Raw genomic sequence first — 20,714 nt, forward strand, 5'->3', positions numbered from 1 at the left:
GCCTGAGCGAGCACGGTGGCAGTCGTGGTGCCGTCACCCGCGACGTCGTCGGTCTTCTTGGCGACTTCCTTGACGAGCTCGGCCCCGATCTTCTCCCACGGGTCTTCGAGCTCGATCTCCTTGGCGATGGAGACACCGTCGTTGGTGATAGTGGGGGCGCCCCACTTCTTCTCCAGAACGACGTTACGGCCCTTCGGGCCGAGGGTCACCTTGACGGCGTCCGCGAGCTGGTTCATACCACGCTCGAGACCGCGCCGGGCGTCCTCGTCGAACGCGATCATTTTCGAAGTCATTCCTGCTCCTGCTTCTGATGGGGGCTCTCCGGGACGGCGCCCGCGACGGACGGTCCACCGGCGGGCGGCCACCCCGCCGGCAGACCTCGCCGTCCCGGCACACGCCTTGTGGTTGGCACTCTCCAGGCGTGAGTGCCAGGCGTTCCATCGCACTCTACCCACAACTTGCGTGGCACGCATATAGTGCGCGGCACGCAATGTCGGTAGGGTTGCCCCATGAACGACGACGCCATGGACCTTCGGGCACGCAACAGCCAGGCCACCCGGGAGGCGATCAGCCATGCCGCGCTGCGCCTGGCCATCGAGCGAGGCCCCAGCGGGCTGGCCCTTGTCCGCGTCCATGACATCGCCACGGCCGCGGGAGTCTCACCCCGTACCTACAACAACTACTTCTCCAGCAGGGCGGAGGCGATCTGCGCCTTCCAGGCCGACCAGTCCAGGCACGCGGGGCAGGCGTTGCGTTCCCGGCCCGCCGACGAGCCGCTCGGTCAGGCCGTCATCACGGCCGTGATCGAGCTCTACACCAACCCCGAGCCCGACAAGGCCGGCCTGCGCATGATCATGTCGACGCCCGAGTTGGAGGGCGAGGCGCTGAAGGCGTTCACCATGGCGGAGGGCCCGCTCGCCGAGGCGATCGCGGCGCGCACCGGCACCGACCCCGGACGCGACCTGTTCCCCGCCGTCACGGCCGCCGCGGTCGCCGGTGCCATCCGCGTGGCGGGGCGGCACTGGCTCGAGCCCGGCAACACCGAATCCTTCGCCACCACCCTGCGTCGCGCCCTGTCCTGCGTCTTTCCTGTCGCGCCGCCCAAAGACCCGCAGGATCGGTGACCGGCCCGCGCAGGCCCGGCATTTGAGACTGCCCATGCTGCTGCGTTCCCTGCACCGGTGACCGGGAGGCGGCAGGTGGTTCAGCCGTCGAAAAGCGTGGAGCACGATGGTGGTCGTCCGTGCTCTCTCAGCCGGCGTGGAGGATCCGAAAGCGATCAGGTTCCGCGGGATCTCGATCGACGACCTGGATTGGCGTCCACGCCCACTGCCAAACGCCGATGCCCGGCGTGCGGGAGAACCGGATCTGCCCGCGGGTGCCCTCGACGGCGACGCGCGGCCAGGATTCGGCGATGCGCGCCCGGTCCGCGCCGTGAGAACGCAGCACGTCGGCGAGGACGGCGACCGTGTCGTAGCCCTCGAAGGCGACGAAGGAGGGCGCTTCGGCCAGCCGCTCACGGAGGGCCGTCTCGACGCGTGCGCCGAGTGGGCTGAGGCGCTCGGGCAGGTAGCGCAAGAACGGGATCGCGGCGCCGTCGTCGCCCAGCGACGTCGCCCATTCGGCGAACTCCGGTTGCCCGGCCGGAGCGCCGATCATGATCTCGGCGAGGCGCTGGTCGCGGCGGACGGACTTGACGATCGACACGGCCGGCTCCGGGTGGCCGACCAGAAGAAGGAGGGCTGTCGCGCGACTGTCGACGAGTTCGTCGCACACGGCCGTGGGGGTGAGCGAACGCATGTCGAGTTCGATGACGGTGCCGCCGCGTGCAGCGAGGTGGTCCCGCAGAATGCGGGCCCCAGACGCCCAGTAGACACTCGGCTCGGCTGCTACGGCGATTCGGCTGTGTCCCGCGCCGAGGAGGAAGTCCGCGTAGATCTGCCAGCCGTGGGACTGCGCCGGGGCGAGGCGCGCGACCCATTCCGTCGGCTGTTCGGTGAGCGCGTCGAGAACCGCCGACGAGCAGAGGAACGGCAGGCCGAGAGCGTCGGCCCTGGCGGCGGCGGCGCGAGCGACGACGCTGTGATACTCCCCCGCCAAGGCAGCCACGCCCAGGTGAGCCAGTTCGTCTACGGCCGCCGCGGCCCTCTGTGGATCAGCCGCGGTGTCTCGGACCACCAGCTCGAGTGGTCTTCCGACGATCCCGCCGGCGTCGTTGACTTCGCGAACGGCCAGCTCGAGTCCGGCGAGCAGGTGCCGGCCCGCCTCGACCCAGCCAGGCCGGGTCAGCGGAACGAGAGCGCCGATCTGGATGGATGATCCGTCGGTCCGCTCCGCTCCGGGTGGCGATGGTGGCGTGTTCATGCGGTGGCGTCTCCCGTGCGACGATTCGGTTGCGGTCTGCCCGGATCGCAGCGTGGCAACGGCCTCGACACCCTATTCGACGCACCTTCCCGTCGGCGGCGGCAGGCCGCGTTCACGCTTCGGCGAAACCTGGATCGATTACCCGGGCTTCGGGGTTAGAAGACCGTTGACCGGTGCGAGCCGGTGGCGGGGTCAGGCGAACCGAGATTCGCGGACCGGCCCGGCCGCCGTCCCCCTCCAGGGGGATGAACGGATCACCTCAGAACATTACGCTACGGGTATGGGTCTCAGGCGCCGGATGGCCGCCTCGTACGTGCTGGTGACGACGGTGGCCGTGCTGGTGCCGTGCAGCACCGCGTCCCGGGCGGACGCGCCAAGTCACTTGCACTCAGGCTCGGCGAGGCGTCCGCGCCAGGTGCGGGGGTGGCCGCGCAGGCGGCCAGGATGGGCACGGCCAGGAACGGGCCCGCCCTACGGATCTTCATGGATACCGTCCTCCGGGAATGTGGGGATGCCTCCTCCACACTCCCGGCCGGGCAGGCCCCGCACATCGCGCCGGAGTGAGGCGGCCGGTCCCCCGTTCGGGGGAGTCCGCCCGTGCTCGGGCTCAGGCCACCGGAAGGCGCAGCTCGATCAGGCCGCCCTGGGACACCTTGGGCGTCAGGACGCCGCCCGCCGCCTCCGCCAGCCTGCGAGCCAGCGCGAGGCCCAGCCCGGCGCCCTCGCCGGGCGCGGCCGCGCGTCCCTGCGCTCCGGGGCCGAGAACGGTCTCCAGCTCGCCTGCGGCGAACCCGGGGCCGTCGTCGACGATGGCGAACACCACGTCGTTCTCGGATCGCGAGACGCGGAGCAGCGCCGCCGAACGGCCATACCGCAGCGCGTTGTCCAGGAGCGGCTGGAGCATCCGCAGGACCACCTCGTGATCACAGCCGACGGTCAGGCCGGCGGCGCACTCCAGATCGAGCTGGATCTCCCGTCCCCGCGCCCGGCAGGCTCGCCGCGCGTCCGCGGCCACGTCGACGGCCGCGGCCGTGCCCGCGGAGGGGTCGATGCTCCGCCGGGCCAGGCCGATCAGGGTGTCGAGGGCCGCGGCCATCCGATCGGTCCCGTCGAGGACCTGCCGCAGCACGGCCTGGAACTCGGCGGCCGAACGATCCCGGCGGAGGGCCACCTCGGTCTCCAGGCGCAGCTGGGCGAGCGGGGTGCGCAGTTCGTGGGCGATCTCGGCGGTGACGCGCTGTTCGTGGCGGAGCGCCGCGGAGAGCCGGCCGAGCAGGCTGTCCAGGGTCGAGGCGAGGCCTGTCAGCTCGTCACGGGGCGAGCCGAGGCCGAACCTGCGATCGAGATCCCGTTCGGACCACCTCGCCGCCTGGGCGGTCATCTGTGCGACGGGCCGCAGAGCCTGCGTCACCGCGCGCCGGACGAACAGGGCGCTGAGCCCGAGGACCAGCACGTCGAGGACCAGCGCGCCGATCAGTGCGGTCCGCTCGGCGTGCTCGTACGGAATCAGGGAGAGGGCGGCCACCACTATCGCGTCCGGCGTCGCAGGGCCGTGCAGCGGTATCGCCAGCATCCGCAGGTCGTCGCCGACGTTGCGGAAGGTGGAGCGGGAGACCGAGCTGAGCCTTCGGGCGAGCGGGTCCAGGGGGCCCGGTACGGGCGGGGCGCTGACCGGGACGCCGGCGGCGTCGAACACCCACACCCCGCTGTCGAGAACCTCGTCGAAGTGCGTCTCGTTCACCCTCAGCCGGCCCCGGAAGGTCGTCACCGTGGCCGCCGCCGCCTCGGCCCGCGCCCGCAGGACACCGTCGGCGTCACTTTCCAGCCGCCAGGAGAGCGCCGTGTAGAAGCCCATGGTCAGCGCCACGAGGGCGACGGCGAGTGTCGCGGTCGCGGTGGCGACGAGCCTGCGGCGGATCACGCGACCGAGTACCCGACGCCGCGGACCGTCGTGATCGCCGACGACCGGCCGATGCCGTCGAGCTTGCGGCGGAGCCGTACGACATAGGCGTCCAGGGTGTTGTCGTGGACGATCGCGCCCGGCGGCCAGGCCGCGGCGATCAGCGAATGACGGCGGACGACCTCCCCGCGGCGTGCCAGCAAGGCCGCGAGCAGCCGGAACTCCGTCGGGGTCAGGGCGATCCCCCTGCCCTCATGGCGCGCCTCGTGTGCCGCGGGGTCCAGATGAAGGCTCGAAGGCGGGTTCGCGGCCCTGCCCCCGCGCCGCGTGAGGGCTCGCAACCGCAGCACCAGCTCCTCGAAGTGAAACGGCTTGGGCAGATAGTCGTCGGCGCCCGCGTGAAAGCCCGACAGCCGGTCGGTGACGCCCGCGCGCGCCGTGAGCAGCAGGACCGGCGCGTGCACGCCGCGGGCGCGCAGAGCCAGGCAGAGATCGCGGCCGTCGACGTCGGGAAGGCCGATGTCGATGACGAACACGTCGGGCGGCGGGTCTTTGAGACCCTGCAGGAGAGCGGTCCCGCTGGTCACCGACAGGGAGACCTCGAACCCCTCCTCCCGCAGGCCACGGCTCAGACCGGCGCGGAGAGCCAGGTCGTCCTCGACGATGGCGACGTTCGGAGTCAAGAGATCGGTTTCCCCGTTCCAGAGGCCGGCGGGTTCGGCACATCAGGGTATGCGACCCGGAAAAGCGGCACGTGGGACCGTCGGATCCGTCGTTCCTCACGGAGGTCGCGCATTCACCTTCCTGCCACGGCCGCAGTGGAGGATGGCCGATCACCGGCCCGGAAAACGCGGTCAGGTTACGTTCAGGTGGGCTGTGCCAGCCTTGCGCGATGATGACGCACACGGGGCGGCGCGAGGCCACATCACGAGGCCGCCAGATGCTGAACAAGGTTCCAGAGGTCACGATCTACTTCTGGATCATCAAGATCCTGTGCACCACGGTGGGCGAGACCGCGGCGGATTTCCTGGACACGAACCTGAACCTTGGCCTGACCAACACCACCTACGTCATGGGCGGCCTGCTGGTCATCACGTTGCTCTTCCAGTTCGGGTCCAAGAGGTACGTGCCGGGGATCTACTGGCTCGCGGTCGTCCTGATCAGCGTCGTCGGCACGCTGATCACCGACAATCTCACCGACAACTTCGAGGTCTCCCTCGAGACGACCACCATCGTCTTCGGCGTCGCGCTGGCGGTGACCTTCGCGGCGTGGTACGCGAGCGAGCGGACCCTGTCCATCCACACCATCACCACGATCCGGCGCGAGGCCTTCTACTGGCTGGCCATCCTGTTCACCTTCGCCCTGGGCACCGCGGCGGGTGACCTGGTGGCGGAGGGGCTGGATCTGGGGTACTGGGTGTCGGCGCTCATGTTCGGCGCACTGATCGGGATCATCGCCGGTGCCCGCTTCGGCCTCAAGATGAACGCGGTCCTGACCTTCTGGGTCGCCTACATCCTGACGCGGCCTCTCGGAGCCTCGATCGGCGACTACCTGTCGCAGTCCCGCGACGACGGCGGCCTCGGCCTGGGCACCATCGCGACCAGCGCGCTCTTCCTTATCACGATCTTGAGCTTCGTCGTCTACCTGTCCGTCACCAGAAGGGACGAGGTCGCTCCCGTGGCCGTCGCGGGGGGACGGTGGGGACGGTAGGGCCCGGGCCGCGTCGTCCGCGGGGCCCGCGACATGCCGTCCAGGCCCGCAACGGCCGGTCATCCGGTTTGTGCGGCCGGGCTCGCCGAACCTGACGAGGCCGCGAGGGGCAGGACGATGCGGACCGCGGCGCCGCCCGCCGGTCGGTTGGCGGCTTCGGCGTGACCGCCGTGGGCCTCGGCGACGGCCTTGACGATCGCCAGTCCGAGCCCGGCCCCGCTCGAGTCGCGGGTGCGGGCGGTGTCGGCGCGGCGGAACCGTTCGAAGGCCGCGGGCAGGAAGTGCTCGGGGAAGCCGGGACCGGAGTCCGTCACCTCGATGATCACGGTGTCGTTCTCCGTGAAGGCGCGTACCACGATCTCGCTGCCCGCCGGTGCGGCGCGCTGGGCGTTGTCGAGGAGGTTGTCGAGGGCCTGACGCAGCCGGTCGGGGTCGAGGTCGGCGGTGAGGCCGGCCGGCACGTCGACGCGGAACTCGATTCCGGGGCGGCGTGCGCGGTTGGCCGCCGCGTGGACGACGGGTGCCAGGGGCAGTCGCTGGAGCCGGGTGAGCGGTGCGTCCTCGTCGTTCTGGGCGAGGAGCAGCAGGTTGTCGGCGAGCCGGGTGAGCCTTCTGGTCTCCTCCGCGGCGCCTGCCACCGCCAGGACGAGTTCGGCCCTGCTGCGGCCGGGCCGGGTGGCGAGTTCGAGTTCTGCCTGCAGTACGGCGAGCGGACTGCGCAGCTCGTGCCCGGCCTCGGCGACAAAACGGCGTTGCCGCCACAGCGAGGACTGCAGGCGGGCGAGCAGATCGTTGAAGGTCAGGGCGAGAGCGGCGATCTCGTCCCGGGTGCGCGGCACGTCGAGGCGGGCCGCCGGATCGCGGACGTGCATGTCCGACGCCGTCCGGCGCATCCGCTCCACCGGGCGCAGGGCCGTACCCGCCAGCAGCCAGACGCCGGCCGCGCCGAGGAGGGCCAGGCCGGTCGCGCCCACCGCCAGATCCTGGCGCACCCGGGCCAGCGCGGCCGTCGCCGGCTCCAGCGAGCCGCCGACCAGGACCACCCAGACGCCGGACGAGCGGGCCACCGGCTGGGTGAGGAGCCGTAGCGGTTCGCCGTTGAGATTCCGGGTGAGGTGGCCGGGGGCGCGCCGGGCGGTCTCCAGCTCGGCGGGGGTGAGCAGCGGCCTGCCTCCGATGGATTCGGACGCCACGGCCAGGGCTCCACCCGGGGTGAAGACCTGGGTGAACGTGGCTCGCGACGGACCGATCCGTTCCGGCTCGTCCTGGAAGTCGAGGGCGCCGTTCTCGGACACGATCTGGGTGACCTCCTCCGCCCGGCTCTCCAGGGCGGCGTCCATGGAGGCGATCAGGCCGGTCTGCAGCTGTCGTTCGAACACCATCTCCCCGCCCGCGGCGAGGAGGATCGTGGCGAGAAGGTAGGCCAGCAGCAGCCGGATCCGGATCGGCACGCTAGCTCCCGCACGGATCGCGCAACCGGTAACCGGCGCCGCGCACGGTCTCCAGGTCGGCGCGTGCGAACGGCCGGTCGATCTTCCGGCGCAGCAGCCCGACGTACTGGTCGACGACGTTCGACACACTGTCGTAGGCGAAGTCCCACACGTTGTCCAGGATCTGGGTGCGGCTCAGCACCACGCCGGGGTGCCGCAGGAACAGCTCCAGGATCGCGAACTCCTTGGCCGCGAGCTCGATCTCCGTCTCGCCGCGCCACGCGCGCCGTGACGCCGGATCCAGTCGCAGGTCCCCGACCTGGAGCACGGCGGGCCGCTCGTGGGCGCCACGCCGGATCAGGGCGCGGATACGGGCCGCCAGTTCGGTGAAGCTGAACGGTTTGGCCAGGTAGTCGTCGGCTCCGGCGTCCAGCCCCCGGACCCGGTCCGCCACGGCGTCGCGGGCGGTCAGCATCAGCACCGGCGCCCACCGCTCGGCGGCGCGCAGACGCCTGCAGACCTCGAATCCATCGAATCCGGGGAGCATCACGTCCAGCACGATCGCGTCGTAGTCGTGCTCGGTCGCCCGCCACAGGGCGTCCTCGCTGTGGGTGGCCACATCGACCGCGTAGCCCTCTTCCGTCAGGCCGCGCCGTAGGAGAACGGCCATCCGCGCGTTGTCCTCGACAACCAGTAAGCGCACGTCACACCTTCCCTACATCTATGCGTGGCTAGCGTCGCCACACGTCAGCGACATCACGAAGGGAAGTAACCGCACTATGAGAAAGACTCCGATCACCGTAGGCGCCCTGATCACGGCCTCGATCCTCACCCTGGGGGCCGGTTTCGGCGCCGCCTCGTCCGCGGCGGTGCAATCCCCCGCCGGCACCGCCGTGACCGGCACCCGGCTCCATCCGGCCCAGGCGGCGCCCACGCCCGATCCCGTGGACTCGACCGAACCCGCGGAGTCGGCCGAACCCAAGGGCGACACCGCCGAGGGAACGACCGAACAGGGCGAGACGGGCGAGCAGGCGGACTCGACCGAACCCGCGGAGTCGGCCGAACCCAAGGGCGACACCGCCGAGGGAGCGACCGAGCAGGGCGAGACGGCGGACGGCGCGAAACAGAAGGGCGAAGCGGGCGAACAGGAGGACAGCACCGCCCAGGACGCCACTCCCGAAGGCTCCGCGGGGTAGGACGTCACCCCCCGGTACCGGTCTGACGGTGAGACCGGCACCGGCGAAAAGCCCCGATCCTCCCATCGGCCGCCGGTCTTTCCCGGCGACCCCGGATCGAGCGGTGCACCCGGTGGCCGGATCACGGCGCCGGGTGCACCCGCGCGGCGCGTCACCGCGAACCCACGGTGGTCACGGGACGCTCCTGGCCGGCGCCGGGGGGACGTGCCGGACGACGACGCCACAACACGATCACCATGAGAACTCCGGCGGGCGCGACCAGGATGGCGGCGGGAACCAGCAGCAGGACGGGCAGGCGGAGCGCTCCGAAGATCGAAGGAGCTGACGCTTCCCCGGTGGCCGGCTGTCTGGGGCCGTTTCATGAGATATCCCCGATCACAGGTCTCGCAGGACGGTCAACGGCGGGCGCGGGGCGGCTCGTACGGCCGCCGCCCCCGCACTCGCGAGCCCCAGAACGCCGACGGCGGCGACGCCACCGAGGTAGGGCCAGGGCACGGACAGCGCGCTTGGCGGCGGATCGAAGACGCCGGTGAGGACGCTCACCAGCATCTGCGACAACGCCCAGCCGCCCAGCCCTCCGAACAGGGCGGTCCCGGCCCCGACGAGCAGGACCTCCGTCCAGACGAAGGCGCCGAGCTGGCGAGAGCGTGCGCCCAGGACCGTGGCGAGGGCGAAGGTACGGCGCCGCTCGGTGAAGCCCATGATCAGCAGTAGCGCGGTCGCGGCGACGGCGAGTCCGAGGGCGAAGGTCAGCTCGATGGTGGTGAGGCCGCCGAGATCGACGGCGGTGAGGCTGGAGCCGATCACCCGCCGGGTGGTGTCCAGGTCGGTGATCTGCGGCCGCGGGCCGAGCGCGGAGCGGAGCCGGTCGGCGACCGTGTGCGCGGCCGTGCCGTCGGTGGTGACCAGGAAGGCGCCGATGGTGTCGGAGCCGGTCTGCGCTGCCACGTAGGCGGCGTTGGCCACCAGGAAGCTGTCGCGCGGAGCGGTGGGGAACTCGGCGGCGATGCCTGCGTAGTGGAAGTCGACGTCGTGGAACTGCTTGGTGCGGCCGTCCTGGAGGCGGAGCCGGAGCAGATCGCCGATGTGCAGCTGGAAGTCGTGGACGGTCTCCTGGCTCACCAGGATCGCATCGGGCCGGCGGGCGAGCCGGTCGATCAGCGTGCGGGCGGTGCCTCCGACGAAGTAGGCGTCCTCCAACCGGGTGGTGTGTGGCAGGGTCGCGGGGCGGATGCCGTACAGGTCCTGCAGGTCGGCGCCGACGTAGGCGAATCGGTGCTGGAGCGGCTCCACCGCCGCCACGCCCTGGACGGCGGCGATCTGATGCTCCTGCGACGGGGGGATCTGAGCGCCGGGCGACTCGGTCACGGTCACGTCGGCGCCGTTGGTGAGCTGCGCGTCGACCAGCGCCTGCCGGCGGTAGGTGGCGTCGAAGGTGGCCGTGGAGGTGGCGAACACCACGGCCAGCGCCGCGATCGCCACCGTCCTGGTGACCAGCCGCCGCTGCCGCGACAGGGTGGCGGCGACGGTGCCCGCCAGGCCGGAGGCGAGAGGCCGGGAGAGCCTCCTGATCAGGCCTCGCGAGCCGAGCGTCAGATAGGTGAGGCGCCAGATCAGCAGGCCCGAACCGGCCCAGAGCAGCGCGGGGCCGGCGAACGCCCAGTAGTCGACCGAGATCTGCGGGACGCCTTCGGGCACCAGGACCAGCTGGTAGCCGCTCTGGCTGGTGACCAGGAACACCGCCGCCGAGCCGAGCAGGAGCCAGCCGTCCAGGCCGTACCTCATCCACCACGGCGGCCGGGCCGCTCCGATGGTGCGGCGGGCAGAGGCGACGGTGACCGTGCGGGCATCTCGCACCGCCGGGAGCAGGGTCGTCGCTCCCGCGATGAGCAGACCGGCGATGGCCGCGAGCACTCCCCCGCCCGCCACCGTCGCCGCCGTCGCGCCGAAGCCGGCCGAGCCGAAGGCGAGCAGGCCGATGATCGCGGCCAGACCCAGCCCGGCGAGCACGCCGGTCACGCCAACCATGATCGACTCGGCCAGGGCCAGCCGAACCAGCGCGCGGGTGCTCGCTCCCCGGGTGCGGAGCAGGGCCTGATCCGCGCGGCGCCGTACCGCTCCCGCCCCTGTGATCGCGGCGGTGAGCAGGGCGGCGAGCAGGGCGCCCGGCAGGCCGAGGAAGAGGAAGAGGATCTGGGCGTAGAGGGCGTCGGAGCGGGCGGCGTCCAGGGCCGCGCCGAGGTTGTCGCCGACCAGTCCCCCACCGGCCAGCCGCACCTCCAAGTTGCGGGCCGCTCCGGTGACCTGCTCGTAGGCGGCCGCGGGATCGCTGGGCAGGCGGTGGGACAGCCGGGCGTGGAACTGCCGGCGGGGCGGCGCGCCATAGAGCTTCTCCAGCTGATCGGCCGGCAGCAACAGCACGTTGTCCGGAGGGGCCTGGAGCTGGGCTCCCGGGGGGGCGCCCACCTTCTGGAACAGGGAGTCCGCTTCGGGCAGGTCGACGATGCCGTCCACCCGGACGGTGGCGTCGGGCCTCCCGGCACGGTGCAGGGTGATCGTGTCGCCCGGACCGGCGTGCAGGTTGGCGGCCGTCTGCTGGGCGAGCAGCGCTCCCTGCGGAAATCCGGTGAGGGGCCGCAGCTCGCCGGGAAAGACCCCGGTGTAGTCGGCGGGCAGGCCGAGCACCTGTCCGGCGCCGGTGGTGAGCACCTGGCCGCCCTGGCGGGATTCGAACCCGGTGACGGCCGCGAAGCCGACCGGGCGGACGGCCTCGATTCCCGGAGCGTGCTGGAGGGCCTGCGCCACGGCGGTGGGGTCGGCGCCGGGTTGGACCTCGATCTGCCAGTCCACCGGGACCCGCTGGACGGATCGCGCGGTCATGGTGGATTTGGCCGCCGAAAGGAAAACGCCCAGCGAGGCCAGCAGAGCGACGGCGACGGCGATGCCGGCCGCCGCCGCGATGAGCCGTCCGGTGCGGCGCGCCAGCAGGCCACGCAGCCAGATCAGCATGTCCGCCTGCCCAGCGCGCCGTCGGACATCTCCCAGCGGAGGGGGAACCGCTTGGCGATGGCCGGATCGTGGGTGGCGATGACCAGGCCGGCTCCCAGCTCGTCGGCCACTCCTATGAGCAGGCCGATGACGTCGTCGGCGTGGGCGGAGTCCAGCTGGCCGGTGGGCTCGTCGGCGATGATCAGACGCGGTGCGGCGGCCAGGACCCGGGCGACGGCCACGCGCTGGGCCTGCCCGCCGGACAGCTCTTCGGGCAGGCGCTGCCCAAGGTCTGCCAGACCGACCTGGCGCAACGCCTCGTGTGCCCGCTTCCTGGCGCCGCCCTCATCGAATCCGGCGATCAGCAGGGGCAGGGCGACGTTCTCCGTGACGTCCAGCGGTGACAGCAGGCTCGGTCCCTGAAAGACGATCCCGACAGGGAGATCGTGGCGGTGGGCGTCTTTCCCGGTCGGTCCGTCACGGCGGGGAACGTCTTTCCCGGTCGGCCCGTCATGGCGGTGGATCTCTCCCGCGGTCGGTTCGTCGAGCCCGGCGAGCAGATGCAGCAGGGTCGTCTTGCCCGACCCGGAGGAGCCGGTAACGGCGATCTTGTCGCCCTCACCGACCGCGCAGGTGACGCCGTGGAGGACGACGACCGCGTCGAGGCCGCTGCCGTAGGTGCGGGACACGCCCGTGCAACTGACGATCTCTGTCATGTGATCCGCCCGTCATGGAGGGTGAGAACGCGGTCGGCGAAACGGCGGACCGCGGGGCTGTGCGAGGCGATCACCACCGCGCAGGGGCGCTGTGCCTGGTCACGCAGCAACGTCAGGATGCCGGCCTCGGTGGCGCGGTCGAGTTCCCCGGTCGGCTCGTCGGCCAGCAGCACCGCCGGGCGGTTGGCCAGCGCGACGGCCAGGCCCGCGCGGGCGGCCTCTCCCCCGGACAGGGTGCTCGGCCGTGCCCGGGTACGCGCGATCAGGCCGGTGAGCTCAAGGACGTGATCGGCCCATGCGGCGTCGCGTCGCCCGGCCAGCCTCTGAACCAGGTCGAGGTTCTGGCCGACGGTGAGGTGCTCGATCAGGTTGCCGGACTGGAAGACCACGCCGATGGAGCGGGCGCGCAGTGCCGCCCGTTCGGCTTCGGGACGGTGGCTGATCCGGGTCCGATCGATCCACACCGCACCGCCGTCCGGCTCGTCCAGTCCTGCCAGACAGGCCAGCAGCGTGGATTTGCCCGACCCCGACGGCCCGGTGATCACGACGATCTCACCCGGATCGACCTCGAGTGAGACACCGCGCAGGGCCTTGACCTCTTCGTCGCCTGCCCGGTAGAAGCGATACAGCTCATCGGCCTGGATCATCACAGCCACGTGAAGGAGTCGGAGACCAGACGCCAGGGGTCCACGTTGTCGGAACCCGCCGGCCCCGACAGCGTCAGCACCGCTTCCTGACCGTTGCCGGAGAACTCATAGCGCTCCGCGTCGTCGCGGATCACCTTCCCGGTGACCGGATTGGGCGGGCTGTCGACCTGATAGACGAGCCGCACGGCCTGGCCGCCCTTGCGGCCGACCGTCTCGATCTTCTTCAGCGTGAAGTTGCCGCCGGCCGACTGGAGGGCGCGAACCTCCTGTTTCGCCGTCTCAGCGGTGGGAGCCGACGCCGCCGGTCTGAGCTCGATCTTGACGCTGTTGAGCTTGTCGGTGAAGCTCGTCCCGGCCGGGAGGTCCGTGCGCGCCCAGCCCTCGGGCACCTTGATCTCGTACAGCTTGGTGCGGTACGGGACGAAAGCGGTGTTGTCCGGGATGTCCCCCGGCGGGCTGGACTCGGTGGCGTTCGGATCCGGCTCCCCCGCCGGCGTTCCCACGGTCGAGACGGATGTGACGGGAACCGTGGGAGTCAGCGCCGCCTGCGTGCCCGAGCATGCGGTCACACTCACCAGACCTGCGAGAAGACCCGCGGTGATATATAGCTTTTTGACCATGTTCCCACGCTAGGGACCAGCCGGTCAGCGCCCGCTGAGCGGCAGGTTAGCGTGATGCTTACCTTGACTTTGAGACGCTGGTCCGGTGAAGAGAAACCGCGAGCCGGCACCGCTACGCCATCGGGTGCTCGTGGCGATCGTCGGCGTCGCCGCGTTGACGGTCGCCCTGTTCGCCGTTCCCCTCGCGGTCGCGGTCGGCCAGCTCTACCGCAACGAGACGACGGGAGGGCTCGAGCGAGACGCCACGTGGATCGCCGCCGCGATCCCCGACGAGCTGACGCAGGGCGGAAACGTGCCGGTGTCGCTGCCCAAGGTGCTCCCCTCCGGACTGACCGTCGGCGTCTACACGATGGGCGGCAGGCTGCTGTCGGGTGACGGCCCCCAGACCTCGGACGTTGTCACGAGCGCTCACGACGGCCACGTGCACGACGCCGTCGAGAACGGCTTCCTCGCCGTGTCGGCTCCGATCCCCTCCGACGAGTCGCCGGCCGGGGTCGTCCGCGTGGCCACACCCTACGATCTGGTGGAAGATCGCGTGCACCGGGCGTGGCTGGTCATGGCGGGGCTCGGCGTCATCGTGATCGGCCTGGCCACGGTGTTCGCCCTGCGCCAATCCATACGGCTCGCCGCACCGCTGGAGCACCTGACCCGCGCGGCGCAGGCTCTGGGCGCGGGCGATTTCTCCATCCGCGCCCCTCGCTCCGACGTCCGCGAGGCCGACGCCGCGGGGCTGGCGCTGGAGGCCACCGCGCACAGGCTCGGTGAGGTGCTCGACCGCGAGCGCGCCTTCAGCGCCGACGTGTCCCACCAGCTGCGCACGCAGCTCACCGGCATGCTTCTCGGTCTGGAATCCGCTCTCGCCCGTCCCGGCGCCGACCTCCCCCACGTGATCGGCACCGCTCTCGCCCGGGGCGAGCGGTTGCGGACGGTCATCGAGGATCTCGTGCGGTTGTCACGCGACAGCCGTACCGGCGCCGAACCCTTCGATGTCAGGAGCCTGCTGGAGGAGGCGCGCGCCGACTGGCACGGAACCCTCGCCGCGCAGGGACGGCGCCTGAACGTGACCCTTTCCGGCGAACTTCCCGCCGCGCAGGCCTCGGCGGCGGCGATCCGGCAGATCCTGCGGGTGCTGCTGGAGAACGCGACCGTCCACGGCAGAGGCGAGATCGTCGTCGACGTGGCCGATCTCGGCGACGCCATCGCGATCGAGGTCTCCGACCAGGGCGAGGGGGTTTCCGAGGACGCCGATATCTTCACCCGCCGCTCCGGCCACGCCGACGGGCACGGGATCGGCCTGGCGCTCGCCCGGTCCCTGGCCGAGGCCGAGGGCGGACGGCTCACCCTCCGCCGAGGCTCACCACCGGTGTTCAGCCTGCTGCTGCCCAGCGCCTCCGACCAGGAATGATCAAAGATCGGTCTCATAGCGGTAACCGCGTCCCCGCAGCGTGGTGATCCGCTGCGGATCCTCCCCGTGCTCGCTGAGCTTGCGGCGCAGCGCGAAAACGTGCACGTCCAGCGTTTTGGTCGGCCCGAACCAGTTGAGGTCCCACACCTCGTCCATCAGCTCCTCACGCGTGACGACCTCACCGGCGCGGCAGGCCAGCACCACCAGCAGATCGAACTCCTTGGGCCGCAGCATGACCTCATCGCCGTCGACATAGGCGCGCCGGGCGAGAAGATCCAGCCGCAGGCGGCCGACGGACACGCTGCGCTCCTCCTGCGGCGCGCTCTGACGGCGCAGGTGCGCCCGGATCCTGGCGAGCAGCTCGGTGAGCCGGAACGGCTTGGTCAGGTAGTCGTCGGCACCGGCGTCCAGCGCCACCACGACCTCGAACTCCTGGGTGCGTGCGGTCAGCACCACGATCACCGCCTGCGGCAGGGCCGTGCGCAGCCGCCGGCAGACCGCCACGCCGTCGATGTCGGGAAGGCCCAGGTCAAGCAGGACGAGGTCGGGTGCGAACCGCCGAGCCTGCTCCAGCGCCTCGCCGCCGGTGGCCGCCAGGCTCACCTGGTAACCACCGCTCGCCAGCGCCTCCGCCAGCTCCGCGCCGATGGACGGGTCATCCTCCACGACCAGCACCCGTGTCATGGGTCGATGGTAGGGCGATGCCGGCTCTCGGCGTCGAACCAAGACACCCGACCCGCCCGGGCACCGGCCGGAAGCGCGTATCCGCAGGAGGAGAAGCACCTGGCACCAGTGTTCCTGCGATGATCCCCGCCTACCGCAGCGGTCACGCACCGCCGACGCGTCAACCCGCGCTACGTCCTCACTCGTCCTGGGAAGGTCACGCACGGCATGGACATGGTCGCGACCGTACCCGTTCCCGGCTCACCGATCATGACGAGCCGCCCTCCGTTGTCATCGATCACCCGCTCGACCAGTTGCAGGCCGACGTGGCCCGGGCGGCGACTTCGGCGTGGGTCGAAGCCCACACCGTCGTCGGTGACGGTCAGTTCGACCACCGTCGCGTGGCCCGTGTCGCGAGCGACGACACCTACGCGGACCATCCGGGCCTGGGCGTGCCGGAACGCGTTGCGGAGCAACTCATCGGCGACCCGGTACAGGACGACGGCGATCTTCGGTGACGCGGTGCTCCTGCCGGCCGTCATCACCGGCCACACGGCACGGTGCGCGCTGGGCGCGCTCACCGTCCGCGGCGAACCGGCGCAGGGTCCGGCCCAGGTTCTGATCCGCCCCGAACAGATCGAGATCCTCGACGACGGCACCGGGGTGCCCGCCGTCGTCGGCACGGTGACCTACTTCGGCCACGACGCCACCGTCGACCTGACGATCCAGCCGCACGGCCCGGACATCACCGCCCGCGTCGGCGGCACGCGCACCCCCTGCCCGGGCACCCCCGTCCACCTCGCGGTCAACGGCCTGGTCACGGCCTTCGCCGAGCGCGAGACATGATACGAACCGGCTGGCACGGCCCGGTCACGATCGTTTCGCGCGGAGCCGGCGCAGGTAGGGTATCCGGCGCGCGGCGCGGCCCAACCGAGCGCGTAGCGCCGAGCGGCGCCGCCGCCGGGCCTGGGTGCGGCGGCCGGCACCGAGCTCGGCGAACAACTCCTCGTAGCGGCGGGCGATCACCCGGGGGGCGTAGCGGCGGGCTTCCACGAGTGCGGCGGCGCCCATGCGCCGCCGTGCCGGTTCGTCGTCGATGAGATCGAGCAACGCGCCGGCCAGCGCATACCGGTCGCCGACGGGAACGAGCCGGCCGTCCACCCCGTCGTGGATGATCTCGGCGGGCCCCAGGGGACAGTTGGTGCTGACCACGGGCACGCCGCAGCGCATCGCCTCGACGATGGTCATCCCGAACGACTCCGCGTCGGAGGAGACCGCGACGATCGACGCCTTGGCGAACTCAATCTCGATCAACGAGTTCGGTCCCATCAGCGTCGCCTGGCCGGTGAGGCCGGCGCGGTCGATGAGCCGCTGCAGGCGGTCTCGATCGGCGCCGCCGCCGTAGATCCGCAGGCTCCAGTCGGGGCGCTCCGCGGCGACCTCGGCGAATGCCTCGATGAGCAGGTCGAACCGTTTGCCGCGGACCAGGCGCCCGGCCGCGGCGATGACCTTGGCGGCGCCGTCGGAGGGTGAATCCGGCGGTTCGGGCACGCTGTTGGGCACGGCCAGCACCCGCACCCCCGGCAATGGCATCTTCGCCCGGTACGCGGCGGCGTCGGCCTCCGTGGCGGTGACCACGGCGTCCAACGTGCGGTAGTGGCGGGCCAGTTCGGCGCGCAACTCCTCGCTGTGGCTGTCATGGGTGAGGTGTTCCTGGGCGATGCGCAGGGCTCGAGGGGAGCCGAAGCGCGCAAGATAGACGTTGATACCGGGTCGGGTGCCGATCACCACGTCCGCACCGCAGCCACGCAGGTACTCCGCGGCCCGCTGGTCGATGAGCAGACTGTACTGGCGGTACCGCTGCTCGGCGGTGGGGAAGATCAGAGCCGGTTCCCGGTGCAGGGGATCGCTCAGGTCCCGGCTGCCCGGGCGGATGTCGACCAGGGGCACCACGGTCACCCGGGGGTCGATGGCCAGCCGGGGCTGCGCGCGGTGGCGCAGCATCGAGACGATCTCCACCTCGTGGGTGCCGGCCAGTGCGGCGGCGAGGTTCACGGTGGTGCGGATGGTGCCGCCGATCCCGTACACGTTGTGGATCAGGAAGGAGATCTTCACGCGTCGCCCTCCGCTCCGGATGTGCCCGCCGGGACCGACGCGAGTGGGCCGGCGCCGTGGGGGTCGGGCGGGACCGGCGTGAACAGCGGGCGCAGGCGGGTGCGGGTGAGCGCCCGGATGAGCCGGCTGATCGGCCGGCGCAGCAGCAGGTGGCCGGCCCAGGCGACGGCGGCGCCGAGCGCCAGGCCGGCGAGCACGTCGTGCGGGTAGTGGATGCCGACGTAAACGCGGGAGGCGGCCATCGCCAGCGCGGCGATCCCTGCCAGGACACCGAGGCGCCGGTCGACCAGCAGCACGCCGACGGCGATCGCCCCGGCCAGGGTGGCGTGGTTGCTGGGAAAGGAGTAGTCCCCCGGTCCGGGGCACACCTCCACGAGGAAAGCGTGCGGGAAGGCGAGGCACGGACGCGGTTCGGCCGTCACCAGCTTGATCACGGCGCTGAGCGCGAGGGCGGCGGCGGTGGTGAGCGGTGCGCACAGGGCGGCGGTCAGGGGCCGGACGCCGTGGCTGCGCGCACCCCACCAGGCGGCGGCGAGCAGGACGCCGAACAGGAGTACGCCGTAGGTGCTCCACGCTTCGGTCGGCGCGTTGAGCCAGGGGGTGTGCCGGGCGGCCTCGGTGATCTCGGCGTACCAGCCGCCGTCGAAGGAGAGGCCGTCGAGTACGGGCGGCGATACGGCAACGGTGGGTGTCATACGGTGCCGTCCTCACGGTGATGCGCGGCGGTGGTGCGGTGGCGGCGTAGTTCCACCGCCAACGGGGTCAGGGACACGGCGACGATGACGGCGACCACGGGCAGCAGATACCGGTCGACGCCGGGGACGGTGGAGCCCAGCACGTATCCGGCCAGGGTGAGCCCGACCGACCACAGCAGCCCTCCGGCGACCTGCCAGAGCGTGAAGGTGCGCGCGGGCACGCCCAGAGCCCCGGCCAGCGGGTTGAGGACGGTGCGCACCACGGGCACGAAGCGGGCCAGCAAGATGGCCTTGCCGTACCCGTAGCGGGCGAGCAGTTCCTCGGCGCGGACCGCGCCTCGCCGCAGACGCGTGTTGCGGCTGCGCTCCAGCAGGGGGCGTCCGGCCCGGCGGCCGATCACGTAGCCGGTGTGCGCGCCGAGCAGTGCCCCGGCCGCCGCGGCCGCCAGCACCGCGGGCAGCGACAGATGCACACCGCCGGCCGTGGTGGCGCACAGCAGTCCCGCGGTGAACAGCAGCGAGTCGCCGGGCAGGAAGAACCCGATCAGCAGCCCGGTCTCGGCGAACAGCACGGCGAAGACCCCCAGCGTGCCCAGGCCGGTCAGCAGCGAGGTCGCATCCAGCGGGTTGAGCGCCAGCGCATGCGGCAGCCCGGCGGTTATGGAGAGCAGGGGCAACGGAGTTCCTCTTCTCGCCCGCGTCCCCACCCTCCGGCGATGCGGAGCGTTGATGCGCATGGCATACTCGGCGAACAGGTACGACTTCTACATGACAGTAGAAGTTCTACACGACTGTAGAAGATAAATGAGGGGGTGCCAACCCGATGACCCCGAACGCGCACGGCGGCGCAGGTTCGCCAGGCGGGCGCCGGGCCGGCGGCGCGCTGGAGTCCGAGATCCTGGCCGTGCTCCGCGAGACGGCGCCGCAGGCGCTGACCCCCGGCGAGGTCCGCACCGCCCTGGGCGGCGCCCTGTCCTACAGCACCGTGGTGACCACCCTGTCCCGGCTGCACGACAAGGACGTGCTCACCCGCACCCCCCGCGGCCGGGCCTTCGCCTACGCCCCCGCCGACGACGAGCCCGGGCTCGCCGCCCGGAAGATGCGTCACGTCCTGGAGAACGAACCCGACCGAGAGGCCGTCCTGAGCCGCTTCGTCGACGATCTGACCACCGGCGACGAGCAACTGCTGCGCCGTCTGCTGGGCGCCGACCTCGACCCGGGGCAGTAAGGATCACTCACGCATGCACCTCGCCGTCTACCTGCCCCTGCTCCTGCCGGTCCTGGCCGCCCTGGCCGCCCGGCCCCTCAGCAACCGGCTGAACCCGAAGCTCGCCACCTGGCTGCTGACCGTCTCCGCGGTGGCGCTGGCCGCCGCCAGTTCCGCGGCGCTCGCCCTGCTGGCACTGGCCGGGCTGGCCCGCATCCCCCTCGTGGACGCCCTGGGCCACTGGTCCACGCGCGTCATGCAGCACGACAACCCGACCGCCCTGTGGATGGCCCTGATCGCCGGCATGCTCCTGACCGCCGCGACGGTCGCCGCCGCGCGCATCTTCTGGCGCCGCGCCCGCACCCTGCTCGCCGCCGCCGCCGAAGCCGCCTGCCTGCCGGGAACCGGCGAACTGGTGGTCATGGACGATCCGGCCGCCGAAGCCTTCGCGATGCCCGGACTGCCCGGCCGCATCGTGGTCTCCACCGGTATGCTCCAGGCCCTCGACCACGCCGAACGCGACGTCCTGCTCGCTCACGAACGCGCCCACCTCACCGGCCGTCACTACCTGTTCACCGCCGCGGTCCAGCTGGCCGCCGCCGCCAATCCCCTGCTGCGGCCGTTGGCCACCGCCGTGGCCTACACCGTCGAACGCTGGGCCGACGAGCACGCCGCGGCCGTCTGCGGTGACCGCCGCCGGGTCGCGCGCACCGTGGGCAAGGCCGCCCTGGCCGCCACCCGCACCGGCGCCCGCCCGCGCTTCCCGGCTGCCGCCCTGGGCATCCTCGGCCGCCGTCCCGCGCCCTCGCGCACCGAGGGGCCCGTACCCCGCCGGGTGGCCGCCCTCCTCACCACCCCACCTGACCACCGGGCCCTGCCCCTGGCCGCCGTCGCGGCGGTCCTTCTCGCCGCCGCCCTGTGCTCCATCGAGGCCGCCGGCGACCTCGACGCCCTCTTCGACCTCGCCCACCTGCGATAGCCGGCGGGGCCCGGCACCGACGCACCCCCCTCCCTCTCCAACCGGGAAACCCGCTGTGAGCCGGCGCCCGGCAACCGG

At 71.8% G+C, this 20,714-nt stretch carries 22 protein-coding genes; 7 read left to right on the top strand and 15 right to left on the bottom strand.

The features are described from left to right. On the bottom strand, positions 1-293 hold a 293-nt coding region (locus CHC08_RS28775), incomplete at its 3' end, for a TCP-1/cpn60 chaperonin family protein (RefSeq protein WP_275937217.1). A 216-nt stretch (positions 294-509) separates the two neighbouring features. Here CHC08_RS28775 and CHC08_RS28780 point away from each other — a divergent pair. After that, positions 510-1,124, top strand: coding sequence for a TetR/AcrR family transcriptional regulator (locus CHC08_RS28780; protein WP_089210511.1), 615 nt, complete (start codon positions 510-512; stop codon positions 1,122-1,124). A 127-nt stretch (positions 1,125-1,251) separates the two neighbouring features. Here CHC08_RS28780 and CHC08_RS28785 read toward each other — a convergent pair whose 3' ends face one another. From CHC08_RS28785 to CHC08_RS28795, 3 genes are all read right to left on the bottom strand, one after another. Beyond that, positions 1,252-2,364: an ABC transporter substrate-binding protein gene (locus CHC08_RS28785; RefSeq protein WP_089210512.1), complete on the bottom strand. Its 1,113-nt coding sequence runs from the start codon at positions 2,362-2,364 to the stop codon at positions 1,252-1,254. Between the two features lie 607 nt (positions 2,365-2,971). Next, positions 2,972-4,285 carry an ATP-binding protein gene (locus CHC08_RS28790; protein WP_089210513.1) on the bottom strand — a complete coding sequence of 438 codons (1,314 nt, stop codon included), beginning with the start codon at positions 4,283-4,285 and terminating at the stop codon, positions 2,972-2,974. Beyond that, positions 4,282-4,947, bottom strand: a complete 666-nt coding sequence (locus CHC08_RS28795) for a response regulator transcription factor (RefSeq protein WP_089210514.1) — start codon at positions 4,945-4,947, stop codon at positions 4,282-4,284. The genes CHC08_RS28790 and CHC08_RS28795 overlap by 4 nt, the downstream gene beginning before the upstream one ends. Positions 4,948-5,156: 209 nt before the next feature. Between CHC08_RS28795 and CHC08_RS28800 the strand changes: the two genes are divergently transcribed. Next, positions 5,157-5,975, top strand: coding sequence for a COG4705 family protein (locus CHC08_RS28800; RefSeq protein ID WP_218825540.1), 819 nt, complete (start codon positions 5,157-5,159; stop codon positions 5,973-5,975). 59 nt (positions 5,976-6,034) lie between these two features. On the opposite strand, the gene CHC08_RS28805 is transcribed toward CHC08_RS28800, so the two are convergent. Together CHC08_RS28805 and CHC08_RS28810 are read right to left on the bottom strand one after the other, a co-directional pair. Then, on the bottom strand, positions 6,035-7,426 hold the full coding sequence (locus tag CHC08_RS28805) for a sensor histidine kinase (protein WP_089210516.1): 1,392 nt from the start codon (positions 7,424-7,426) through the stop codon (positions 6,035-6,037). A gap of 1 nt (position 7,427) precedes the next feature. Continuing rightward, positions 7,428-8,108, bottom strand: a complete 681-nt coding sequence (locus tag CHC08_RS28810) for a response regulator transcription factor (RefSeq protein WP_089210517.1) — start codon at positions 8,106-8,108, stop codon at positions 7,428-7,430. Positions 8,109-8,184: 76 nt separating this feature from the next. On the opposite strand from CHC08_RS28810, the gene CHC08_RS28815 reads away from it, so the two are divergent. Next, the gene (locus CHC08_RS28815) at positions 8,185-8,601 is read left to right on the top strand and encodes a hypothetical protein (protein WP_089210518.1); all 417 of its coding nucleotides are present in this window, start codon (positions 8,185-8,187) and stop codon (positions 8,599-8,601) included. Positions 8,602-8,976: 375 nt separating this feature from the next. Here CHC08_RS28815 and CHC08_RS28820 read toward each other — a convergent pair whose 3' ends face one another. Genes CHC08_RS28820 through CHC08_RS28835 form a run of 4 tightly spaced genes read right to left on the bottom strand, consistent with a single transcriptional unit; the run spans position 8,977 to position 13,572 of the window. Then, the gene (locus CHC08_RS28820) at positions 8,977-11,610 is read right to left on the bottom strand and encodes an ABC transporter permease (RefSeq protein WP_089210519.1); all 2,634 of its coding nucleotides are present in this window, start codon (positions 11,608-11,610) and stop codon (positions 8,977-8,979) included. After that, the gene (locus CHC08_RS28825; protein ID WP_089210520.1) at positions 11,604-12,305 is read right to left on the bottom strand and encodes an ABC transporter ATP-binding protein; all 702 of its coding nucleotides are present in this window, start codon (positions 12,303-12,305) and stop codon (positions 11,604-11,606) included. The genes CHC08_RS28820 and CHC08_RS28825 overlap by 7 nt, the downstream gene beginning before the upstream one ends. Next, positions 12,302-12,952 (bottom strand): ABC transporter ATP-binding protein, encoded by a 651-nt coding sequence (locus CHC08_RS28830; protein ID WP_089210521.1) that lies wholly within the window; start codon positions 12,950-12,952, stop codon positions 12,302-12,304. Before CHC08_RS28830 ends, CHC08_RS28825 begins: the two co-directional genes overlap by 4 nt. Then, on the bottom strand, positions 12,952-13,572 hold the full coding sequence (locus CHC08_RS28835; protein ID WP_089210522.1) for a hypothetical protein: 621 nt from the start codon (positions 13,570-13,572) through the stop codon (positions 12,952-12,954). Before CHC08_RS28835 ends, CHC08_RS28830 begins: the two co-directional genes overlap by 1 nt. Before the next feature lie 85 nt (positions 13,573-13,657). On the opposite strand from CHC08_RS28835, the gene CHC08_RS28840 reads away from it, so the two are divergent. After that, positions 13,658-14,977, top strand: a complete 1,320-nt coding sequence (locus CHC08_RS28840) for a HAMP domain-containing sensor histidine kinase (protein WP_089210523.1) — start codon at positions 13,658-13,660, stop codon at positions 14,975-14,977. Here CHC08_RS28840 and CHC08_RS28845 read toward each other — a convergent pair whose 3' ends face one another. Both CHC08_RS28845 and CHC08_RS28850 read right to left on the bottom strand, forming a co-directional pair. Further along, positions 14,978-15,661 (bottom strand): response regulator transcription factor, encoded by a 684-nt coding sequence (locus tag CHC08_RS28845; protein ID WP_089210524.1) that lies wholly within the window; start codon positions 15,659-15,661, stop codon positions 14,978-14,980. Between the two features lie 170 nt (positions 15,662-15,831). After that, positions 15,832-16,182, bottom strand: a complete 351-nt coding sequence (locus CHC08_RS28850; protein WP_089210580.1) for a sensor histidine kinase — start codon at positions 16,180-16,182, stop codon at positions 15,832-15,834. Here CHC08_RS28850 and CHC08_RS28855 point away from each other — a divergent pair. Continuing rightward, complete coding sequence (locus tag CHC08_RS28855; RefSeq protein WP_179282268.1) at positions 16,163-16,486, top strand: TOBE domain-containing protein; 324 nt, start codon at positions 16,163-16,165, stop codon at positions 16,484-16,486. The two genes, CHC08_RS28850 and CHC08_RS28855, sit on opposite strands and share 20 nt — an antisense overlap. Before the next feature lie 24 nt (positions 16,487-16,510). Here CHC08_RS28855 and CHC08_RS28860 read toward each other — a convergent pair whose 3' ends face one another. Genes CHC08_RS28860 through CHC08_RS28870 form a run of 3 tightly spaced genes read right to left on the bottom strand, consistent with a single transcriptional unit; the run spans position 16,511 to position 19,127 of the window. Beyond that, positions 16,511-17,755: a glycosyltransferase family 4 protein gene (locus tag CHC08_RS28860; protein WP_089210526.1), complete on the bottom strand. Its 1,245-nt coding sequence runs from the start codon at positions 17,753-17,755 to the stop codon at positions 16,511-16,513. Further along, positions 17,752-18,450 carry a phosphatase PAP2 family protein gene (locus CHC08_RS28865; RefSeq protein ID WP_089210527.1) on the bottom strand — a complete coding sequence of 233 codons (699 nt, stop codon included), beginning with the start codon at positions 18,448-18,450 and terminating at the stop codon, positions 17,752-17,754. Before CHC08_RS28865 ends, CHC08_RS28860 begins: the two co-directional genes overlap by 4 nt. Continuing rightward, a complete protein-coding gene (locus CHC08_RS28870) occupies positions 18,447-19,127 on the bottom strand; it encodes a DedA family protein (RefSeq protein WP_218825541.1) in 681 nt (226 codons plus the stop codon). Before CHC08_RS28870 ends, CHC08_RS28865 begins: the two co-directional genes overlap by 4 nt. A gap of 146 nt (positions 19,128-19,273) precedes the next feature. Between CHC08_RS28870 and CHC08_RS28875 the strand changes: the two genes are divergently transcribed. Next, entirely contained in the window at positions 19,274-19,678 is a 405-nt protein-coding gene (locus CHC08_RS28875; RefSeq protein WP_089210529.1) for a BlaI/MecI/CopY family transcriptional regulator, read from the top strand. 13 nt (positions 19,679-19,691) lie between these two features. Next, positions 19,692-20,636, top strand: a complete 945-nt coding sequence (locus CHC08_RS28880) for a M56 family metallopeptidase (protein WP_089210530.1) — start codon at positions 19,692-19,694, stop codon at positions 20,634-20,636. Positions 20,637-20,714 lie beyond the last annotated feature (78 nt).

The organism is Streptosporangium subroseum (assembly GCF_900188345.1).
GTDB classification, from domain to species: Bacteria; Actinomycetota; Actinomycetes; order Streptosporangiales; family Streptosporangiaceae; genus Streptosporangium; species Streptosporangium subroseum.